Below are 9361 nucleotides of genomic sequence, written 5' to 3'. Positions count from 1 at the left end.
GTTCTTCTGACAGCGACTCGATTGCGCTGTGCAGTTTTTCGGCTGTCACCACGTCGACGTCGCCGCGGATCTCGGTGCGTCCGTCGCTGGTTTGGGTGAGCGAGAGTGTGTTGATGGTGCGGTCTTCTGCCGCGGGGATGCCTCCGTGGTCGTCTGCGGCGTCGTTGGCTCGGGCGCGTGCGGTGAGTGCGATCTCGCGGGGTGTGGCACCGGAGGAGGCCTGTGCGATCAGTGTGCGCTCATGGTTGAGGCGTTCCTCATCGGAAGTGGCTTTGGCTGAACGCTTCTCGATGTGGGCCAGTCCGGAAACGATCGCGCTGACGTGTTCGCTGGGGAATGCGCCGTCTTCGCTGTAGCCGGGTAGTCGCTGCAGTCTCGGTAGGGCTGCGCCGATCTGCAACCACCGGGATGCTGCTGCGGGTGCGGCGCCCATGGCGATGAGTAGTGCCCGGGTTTTGCCGCCCGGCCCGGCAACGCCGAGGCGGTCCATCGCGGCGGCGTGCACGGCGAGGAGATGGTCGACGACGTTGCGCATCATCATGAGTGTTGTTGTCGCGGCCTGTAGTTCGCGTGCGTTGGCGTCGTCTTTGATACGGATATCGCGCAGCTGGTCGAGAAGGTGGGGGAGTGGGGGCATATGTCCATTATGGGGAGAACAGACGTTCGAGTCAAGGGATTCGATCACTATATATCGGCGAAACAAACTGCGCAGCAACATGATTCGAGTTGGCGCACTGTCCCCGCTATCAATTCTAGCGACCGCCTATGACACTTTCGGAGCGTCGAATTCGGTTATCCACACGCGGCGTCGGCGCTGTGCGGCTCGATCACGTCGCGATAGCGTCGACCACTCCGGATCGCCTTCAATTGACACGTATGTCGAGGCGGCGTTGACCGCCTGTGCGGCAACGATAGTGGGGCGCTCGTGACAGCGCCCCAGGCGCACGTACTGACACCGTCGGCGCCACCGAGGCGCAGTGCTACGGCGCGGTACCCGCGAACTCCCGCGGCCAAAGGAGCGGTTCAGACGCTCCGATGGATCAGCAGCGGCATGACCGCGGTGGCGCCAGCCTCACGCAGTATGGCGGCGGCGAGCGTGATCGCCCACCCCGACCGCGACTCGTCGACGACGAGCAGCACGTTCTGACCCGCGACCTCCGGGGGCGGTTCGCCGAGATGGTCGCGCCAGTACGCGGCCTCGACGGCGCCGGGTGCATCGCGATCGGGCGGGTTGCCCTGTCGCACCGGCAGATGTCCGCCCGGCCGCTTGCCGACGACGCGTAGATGTTCGGCGAGCTGATCGGCCAGGTTGGTGCCGGTCAGCCGCAGCGACATGATGATGTCGGGGCGCACTCCCGACTGCCGCACCCATGACGACAGTGTCGCCACGGCGGCATCGCCGAGGTCGGCAAGCGCCTGCGGATCGTCGGCGCGAGCGGCGGCGAGGAGGTCGGTCCACTCCGGAGCGTCGGCGTGTGCCAGCACTCTTCCCGGTTCGGCGGCGAGGTCGGCTGCGATGCGTCCGCGACGCCCGAAATCGCCACCTGGCCACATCTTTCGCGGTTCGAGGATCTGTGCGGAACGTCGAAGGTCGCCGGTGATCGTGCGCACGACGGCGGGATCGACGTCGGCGGTCAGCGGCGGGGTCAGAGCTCCCGTGCACACCGAACAGCGCCCGCACGGCTGTGCCTGCGGGTCGTCGAGCGACTCGGTGAGCAACTGCATCAGACATTGTCGGCCTGCGATGTAGCTGCGCATGATGTCGGCTTCGCGACGCCGCACCGCGACGACGCCGTCGTAGTGGGCTGTGTCGAACGTCCATGGCGTACCCGTCGCCGACCACCCGTCGGGCCCGCGTTCGGTAGCGCCGTCGACCGCAAGTTGCTTGAGCATCAACTCGATTCGACCTCGACGCTGCCCGGTCGCCGCCTCCAGTGCGGGCACTGACATCGGCTCGTCGGCCTCGCGCAACGCCGAGAGCACCGACTCCATCTTCACCGGATCAGGGATGGTGGCGGTCGCGAAGTAGTCCCACACCGAGTTGTCGGTGGCCGACGCCAACAGCATCACGACGGCGTCGTCGAGTGCCCGGCCCGCGCGCCCGACCTGCTGGTAGTACGACACCGGCGACGGCGGCGATCCGACATGCACCACGAACCCGAGATCTGGCTTGTCGTAACCCATTCCGAGCGCAGACGTCGCAACGAGCGCCTTGACCTCGTTGCGCAGCAGGGCGTCTTCGAGATGGTGCCTGCGGTCGGCATCGAGCTGCCCGGTGTATGCCTCGACGGCCACCGAATCGCCGTGTATCGCGCGAATCGCGTCGACGAGACGCTCGGCGTCGGCGACGGTGAGTACGTACACGATGCCCGAACCGGGGAGTTCCGGCAGGTGCTGTGCGACCCATCCGTATCGCCCGATCGGCGACAGTCCATCGATCACGTTCAGGTGCAACGACTTTCGTGCGAGCGGGCCGCGCAGCACCAGGGTCTCGGACTGCTGGCCGCCTGCGCTGAGTTGCGCGGCGACGTCGTCGGTGACCCGACTGTTCGCCGTGGCCGTGGTCGCGAGAACAGGAGTCTGCGGATTGAGCGACTGCAGGACGTCGGAGACCCGGCGGTAGTCGGGCCGAAAATCGTGACCCCAATCGGAGATCGCGTGCGCCTCGTCGATGACGAGCAGGCCCAGTTCGCCCGACAGCGCGTCGAGCACACGCCTGCCGAATCCGGGATTGGCGAGGCGCTCTGGCGAGACGAGCAGAACGTCGAGCTCGCCGGAGCGCAACGACGCCTCGATCGCCGACCAGTCGTCGACGTTCGACGAATTGAGTGTCGCCGCCCGCAGTCCGGCGCGCTCTGCCGCTGACACCTGATCGCGCATCAGCGACAACAGTGGCGACACGATCAATGTCGGACCCCGCCGATGAGACCGCAGGATCGCCGTCGCAGTCCAATAGACCGCCGACTTCCCCCACCCCGTCGCCTGCACCACGAGTACACGCGGCCCTGAGCTCCCCGAACTCCCCACCAACCCGACCACCGCGCTGAGCTGGTCGTCGCGCAGGCGCGCGCCGTCGCCCGCGAGGCTGGTGATGACAGCGTCGGCGACGGCTTGGTCGTCGTCGGACAGTCCTACCGATGTTCCCGTCATGCCCGCCAATCTAGTGACGTCCACCGACGAGGTTCTTTTCGCAGGCCAGACGCTCACAGGAAGCTGGCAGGTTCGACGCAGAGTTGCTGCAGTTTGGCACCCGAATCTGTACTCATGACGACAGAAGCCCTCCCGCAGGCCGCGGCACCCGTGACGATCGTCGCCGACACATCGGTCACCGCTCCGGTACTCGACATCGTCGTGCCGGTCTACAACGAAGAGAACGACATCTCGCGGTGCCTGCGCCGCCTCCACGACCATCTGCGCGCACACGTCCCGTTCACTGCGCGCATCACCGTCGCCGACAACGCGAGCACCGACGCGACCGTCGCGATCGCAGCGGAACTCGCGGGTGAACTCGGCGACATCCGAGTGGCACACCTCGACGAGAAGGGGCGCGGTAGGGCACTCAAGGCGGTGTGGACACGCAGCGACGCACGGATCGTCGCCTACTGCGATGTGGATCTGTCCACCGACCTCAACGCGCTGATGCCGCTCATCGCACCGCTGGAGTCCGGGCACTCCGACATCTCGATCGGCTCCCGACTGTCCCGCGGTTCACGCGTGGTACGTGGCACCAAGCGCGAATTCATCTCGCGCTCATACAATCTCATTCTTCGTACGACGATGCGCGCCAAGTTCTCCGACGCCCAGTGCGGCTTCAAGGCGATGCGCACCGACATCGCCCGTCAGGTGTTGCCCTACGTCGAGGACACAGGCTGGTTCTTCGATACCGAACTGCTCGTGCTCGGTGAGCGCATCGGGCTGCGGATCGCCGAGGTTCCTGTCGATTGGGTCGACGACCCGAACAGCACCGTCGACATCGTGTCCACCGCGGTCGACGATCTCAAGGGCTGCGCCCGCGTGGGTTACGCGCTGGCGCGGGGTCGACTGCCCATCGCTGAACTGCGTTCGACGGTCGGCCGTGAGCGCGCGGCCGGTCCCGACATCGCGGGTGTGCCACCGGGCATGGTCGGTCAGCTCGTCCGGTTCTGCGTCGTCGGGGTGGCGTCGACGGCCGCGTATGCGGTGCTCTACCTGTTGCTGCACTCGATCCTCGGTGCGCAGGTCTCCAACTTCGTTGCACTCGCGGTGACCGCGGTGCTCAACACCGCGGCCAACCGCAAGTTCAGCTTCGGTGTGCACGGCCGCGAGGATGCTCTCAAACATCAGCTCTTCGGGTTCGGCGTGTTCTTGTTCGGCTGGGCGGTCACCGCGGGGGCACTCGCAGGGCTACACGCCTACGCGCCGGGAGCGTCGAAGCATGCCGAGCTCGTCGTGCTGATCGTCGCCAATCTGGTGGCCACTGCGACTCGCTTCGTCGGATTGCGGTGGGTGTTCCGTGCTCACCTGCGACGCACCGCAGAGGCAACGGAATGACGTCGCACCGCATTCACGAGGCCGGTCACACTGCTGCCAGCCGCCCCACCGAGCAAGAATCGAGACGATGACCACCACAGCAGAATCGGCGACGGCCCCGGACTCCCGGGGCCGTGCGCCTGTCGACACCTCGGCCGGTTCGATGGCACGCACGAGACTCTGGGAGCGCGGATCGCTTGCCGCACTAGTGATCGCGACGACGATCATCAACCTCTGGAACCTCTCGGCGAACGGTTGGGCCAACTCGTTCTACTCCGCGGCGATCCAGGCGGGGTCGCAGTCGTGGAAGGCATGGTTCTTCGGGTCGTCGGACATGGCGAACTCGATCACTGTCGACAAGCCGCCTGCGTCGCTGTGGATTCCGGCGCTGTCGGTGCGGATCTTCGGGTTGAACTCGTGGGCGATCCTGGTGCCCAACGCCCTGATGGGTGTGGCATCGGTGGCGTTGCTCTACTGGATGACCCGCAGGTACTTCGGACACTGGGCGGGTATTCTCGCCGGTGCGACGTTGGCGCTCACCCCGGTCGCCGCGATGATGTTCCGCTTCAACAATCCCGAGGCGCTGCTCATCCTGTTGATGATCGCCGCGGTCTGGGCGTGCCTGAAAGCCGTTGAGACAGGGCGGCTTCGGTGGATGATCCTCGTCGGCGTGTTCGTCGGGTTCGGCTTCCTCACCAAGCAGTTGCAGGTGATGCTGATCGTGCCGGGACTTGCGATCACCTACTTCGCGTTCGGTCCCGGCGGGTGGGGCAGGCGCCTCACGCACTGCTTCGCCGCCCTCGGTGCGATGATCGTCAGCGCGGGTTGGTGGCTGCTCGCCGTCGCGCTGTGGCCGGTGTCGTCGCGGCCGTGGATCGGCGGATCGCAGAACAACTCCGTGATGGAATTGACGTTGGGCTACAACGGTTTCGGTCGCCTCAGTGGCAACGAGACCGGTAGCGTCGGACCGGGTATGGGGCGCAGTACCTACGGCGGTTCGGCAGCGGGGCCCGGCGGAATGGGTGCCGACTTCGCGGGACCGGGCGCGCCCGGTGGTCGCGGTGGCATGTGGGGACAGCCCGGACTGCTGCGAATGTTCCAGCCCGAGCAGGGTGGTCAGATCGCCTGGCTGATCCCGTCGGCACTGGTGCTCGGTATCGCTGCGCTGATCATCATCGGTAGGGCCAAGCGCACCGACACGCGACGCGCCTACCTCGTCGTGTGGGGGCTCTGGCTGCTCGTGACGATGGCCGTGTTCAGCTTCATGGCGGGCATCTTCCACAGCTACTACACCGCTGCCCTCGCGCCGGCCGTCGCCGCCGTACTCGCCGGTGGTGCCGCGGTGGCCTGGCGTGCACGCGACAAGGTGTGGGTCCGATGTGTGCTTGCCGCCGCGGTGTGGATTGCGGCGATCTGGGGTTTCGCGCTCCTCGCACGGTCGTCGGACTTCGTGCCATGGCTGCGCTACGTGGTGCTGTTCCTCGGGATCGTCGGGGGTGCCGCGATGTTGTTCGCGCAACGCGCCTACGTCGGTGCGCTCGCGATCGCGATGTCGGTGATCGCCGCACTCGCAGGCCCGTTGGCGTACACGGTCGACACCATCACCACGGCCAAGCAGGGCTCGATCATCAGCGCCGGACCGCGCGTCGAGGGCGGATTCGGCCCGGGCGGCGGAATGCGCATGGGCCGCGCAGGCTTCGGTGGAACCGGCGGCATGCCGCCGATGGCGGGCGGCGCCGGTCAGGCAGGTCAACCGGGTCAGGCAGGTCAGCAACCGGGACAACCGGGCCAGCAGGGTCAGATGTGGCGGCCCGGGCAATCGCAGAACGGTACGGGCTCGCGATCTGCAGGAGGACGCGGCGGAATGGGTGGCCCCGGTGGCGGCCTGCTCAACGGGTCGAAGCCCAGCGCGCAGATGCTGTCTCTGCTGAAGGCAGACGCCCAGGACTTCACCTGGGTCGCAGCGGCCGTCGGCTCGAACACGGCGTCGGGCTACCAACTCGAGTCCGGTTACTCCGTGATGCCGATCGGCGGCTTCAACGGCACCGATCCGTCGCCGACGCTCGCAGAGTTCCAGAAGCTGGTGGAGCAGAAGAAGATTCACTACTTCATCGGTGGCGGTGGATTCGGTGGGGGTTCGGACAGCAGGCCGTCGAGTCAGATCGCCACGTGGGTGGAGCAGAACTTCACCGCGAAGACGGTCGACGGTGTGACCACCTACGACCTGACCGCTCCCAAGTAGTCGCCCGACGTCGACGTCGGGAACTCGCAGGGCAGGAGTGAATAGACAACCGCGCGTTGCGATTGCTCCGGTCTGGTTTGAGTGACCTGACGTCGACGCCCCTCGACGTTAAGGTTCTGATCGTGGCATTGACGATCGGACATCGACTGAGTCGGATGACGGGCCGGGACCCGCACGAGGAACGACGCTCGGCGACCAACCTCGAGTTGTTCTTCGACCTCGTTTTCGTGGTGATCTTCTCGGTGGCGGGTACGCAGGTGGCCCACTACCTCGCGGAAGGTCACTGGCGCACCGCCTTCTTCGGCTCGCTGAGATCAAACGGTTTCGGCGATTCTGTGTGGCGGGTCCCTCTGGTGCATGCACGGTTTTCGCCAGCGCTATCGGTGACGGGTATGGACGATTCTGGGTGAACCGGCCGGGAGGGCCGCGGGTGGTACGCGCTCAGCGCTTCGCGATCGCGGCGACTTTCGGTGTGATCCACGGTGGCGTGGTCGCGGTGCACGAGTGCGACAACCCGCTGTGCGTGGCTGTAGGAGTTGGGCACCTGGTCGAGGGAACTCAGTCACACAGTCTTGCCGACATGGGACGTAAGCGCCGCGGCGGTTGTAGCGGTTGTAGCGGCTGGGCGCGTGGCTCTACGGGCCTCGATCGTGAAGCACGACGAGCGCGGGCAGTTGCGTTGCGTGATGCGATGATCGATGGGTGGGACGACGTTCGGGTGCGTGAAGCGCTCGTCGTCGGGATGCCCGGACAGCCAACATTGTTCGAACTTGACGACCCAGACTGGAGGGCCCGGTGAGGTCCAGCAATCTTGCGACTGACCCACCGCCGTGGCGGCGGCATGAGGATCGACGTGCTCGGCAGGCTCGACAAGAAGCTGCGGCAGTGGGAATCATCGGCGTTTTCGCGGGCGCGTTGGTCGCGTCGTTGCTGGCGACGACAAATTGGAATCGTTTAGTGACTCCGTCGGTGGCGCAGAGCTATTTGTATCCAGCTGTCGCAGTTCTAGCGACACTGAACGTTGCTCTTGTTGTGCGTACGAGTGGTCTGGCGCGACGATCTGACGTCTACGAAATGTCGTACTGGCGGCGGATGGTGACCGCGTCGATGAAGCTGACCGCCCTCGTGGGGGTTATTGCCGCGACTATGCAGTGGTCGGACATTAGGAATACAGAAGATGCCGGTGGGGCGGTCTTTGGTTCGACGACTGCTGTGCTGATGGTCTTCTTGGCGGTGATTGCACCTCGTGAGCCTCACTTGTCTGATCGCCGCTACGTCGAGTGGTCCACAGTGCGTCTAGAGAAGCTCACTGTGAGTAAGCGCCGCTGGATTTACGCACTGGGCCCGTCATTCATGGCTGCCAGTCGTGTCAGAGACAAGAGCGGCCAATGGGGCCGTTGGCTGGCAGCGCGTTGTCTAAGCGAGCTGGCAGTCCTAGCGGTACTGGGCACCTTCGTGGCCTGGTTGGCGTCGCGGCTTTGGGACGGTCAGTCGGCGGCGTCGCCGTGGTATGCCTGGGTCGGTGTAGCGGCCATCCCGGCGGTATGGGGGTTGGCCGTGAACTGGGTTGTCCGGGCTTGTTCCTTGTCATCGTCTCGACGATTCGAATGCTTCTTCAGCATGTACGCCGCAGTGGTGATGGGCTTAGGAGCGGCAGCGGCAATGCTGGCGGTAGCTAAGTCGCTCCCGACGTCCGTCTGGAGCGCCGCAGCGGTGAGTTTCGGCGTAGCAACATTCTTTTTCTTGTTCTCGATGTTCGCGGTCACTAGAGACGTAGCTTTGAGAAACAGTAAAGGGATACGTGAGCTGCGAGAGAGCCTGCAAAGACGTTCGCGTTCGCGGTGGCGGCGCGAGCTGCGAAAGACCGGGCGGTATCTATGGCGGTTGATCTTGACCCCAGGTCTCGCTCTCGCCCTGCGCGATGTGCGGGCAGACATGTCCTTCGTGGGCGAGGAGTGCAGCGAAGCGCAAACGAGGCTTGCCGATGACGGCGAGATGGCCGTGTAGGTGCGAACAAGTCATGTCACAGGAGGTGAGCGATACTCCGGAAGAACCCGTGGAAGCGCGAAGGAGGTCGGGCCTGGTGCACGGATAGGTGACAGGGTTAGTCACGCGGCCTGAGGGGCCTCGTGGTTGATGATGGTCTCGAATTCAATGGGGGTCAATCTGCCGAGGCGGTCCTGTCGTCTGGGGCTATGGACACACCGTGATCTTCATGTCGGCCGCGGCAACCGGAGCAGGCCTCGAGGTGGCAGCACTCTGGACCGAGCACGAGGCGAAGATCAGCGCGGGTGCCGTCGTGGCATGTGTCGCGGTGCCGTTGGGTATCTACTGTCTGTCTGTTCTCGGCATGTACGACTACCTGGTGAAATTCGACCCGGTCTCGCTGCTGTGCGCGGTCGGGGCCGTTGCGCTACTCGTCGCCGGGGTGTGGATGGCCTTTGCCGGGGTCTCGCTGACGATCTCCGTCGTGGTGGTCGCGTTGGCGCCGGTCTTCATCGTGATAGTCGACGAGGCCTTCCGCGTGCCGCGGCGCGCGCAAGCGCTCGTCGACATGGGACTCGACGTCGTGGTGTCGTGACATCGCTCGGCCGCGTCGACGCCGCCCCA

At 65.3% G+C, this 9361-nt stretch carries 5 protein-coding genes and 2 pseudogenes; 5 read left to right on the top strand and 2 right to left on the bottom strand.

From position 1 onward, the window contains the following. Nucleotides 1–637 (bottom strand): annotated as a pseudogene (locus B3T59_RS00435) (HNH endonuclease); the annotation flags it as partial. Nucleotides 638–1023: 386 nt separating this feature from the next. Beyond that, nucleotides 1024–3150 carry a RecQ family ATP-dependent DNA helicase gene (locus tag B3T59_RS00430; protein ID WP_287001222.1) on the bottom strand — a complete coding sequence of 709 codons (2127 nt, stop codon included), beginning with the start codon at nt 3148–3150 and terminating at the stop codon, nt 1024–1026. 114 nt (nt 3151–3264) lie between these two features. Between B3T59_RS00430 and B3T59_RS00425 the strand changes: the two genes are divergently transcribed. From B3T59_RS00425 to B3T59_RS00405, 5 genes and pseudogenes are all read left to right on the top strand, one after another. Further along, nucleotides 3265–4530, top strand: a complete 1266-nt coding sequence (locus tag B3T59_RS00425; protein WP_287001221.1) for a bifunctional glycosyltransferase family 2/GtrA family protein — start codon at nt 3265–3267, stop codon at nt 4528–4530. A gap of 67 nt (nt 4531–4597) precedes the next feature. Continuing rightward, the gene (locus B3T59_RS00420; RefSeq protein WP_287001220.1) at nt 4598–6751 is read left to right on the top strand and encodes an ArnT family glycosyltransferase; all 2154 of its coding nucleotides are present in this window, start codon (nt 4598–4600) and stop codon (nt 6749–6751) included. Nucleotides 6752–6906: 155 nt separating this feature from the next. Then, nucleotides 6907–7056, top strand: a pseudogene (locus B3T59_RS00415) (low temperature requirement protein A); the annotation flags it as partial. Between the two features lie 580 nt (nt 7057–7636). Then, on the top strand, nt 7637–8758 hold the full coding sequence (locus B3T59_RS00410; RefSeq protein WP_287001219.1) for a hypothetical protein: 1122 nt from the start codon (nt 7637–7639) through the stop codon (nt 8756–8758). Between the two features lie 208 nt (nt 8759–8966). Next, nucleotides 8967–9332: a hypothetical protein gene (locus tag B3T59_RS00405; protein ID WP_376782608.1), complete on the top strand. Its 366-nt coding sequence runs from the start codon at nt 8967–8969 to the stop codon at nt 9330–9332. Nucleotides 9333–9361 lie beyond the last annotated feature (29 nt).

This window comes from Gordonia sp. UBA7860, from assembly GCF_002500165.1.
GTDB lineage: Bacteria > Actinomycetota > Actinomycetes > Mycobacteriales > Mycobacteriaceae > Gordonia > Gordonia sputi.
The sequence above is the reverse complement of the archived record's forward strand: the minus strand, read 5'-3'. Positions and strand labels throughout refer to the sequence as shown.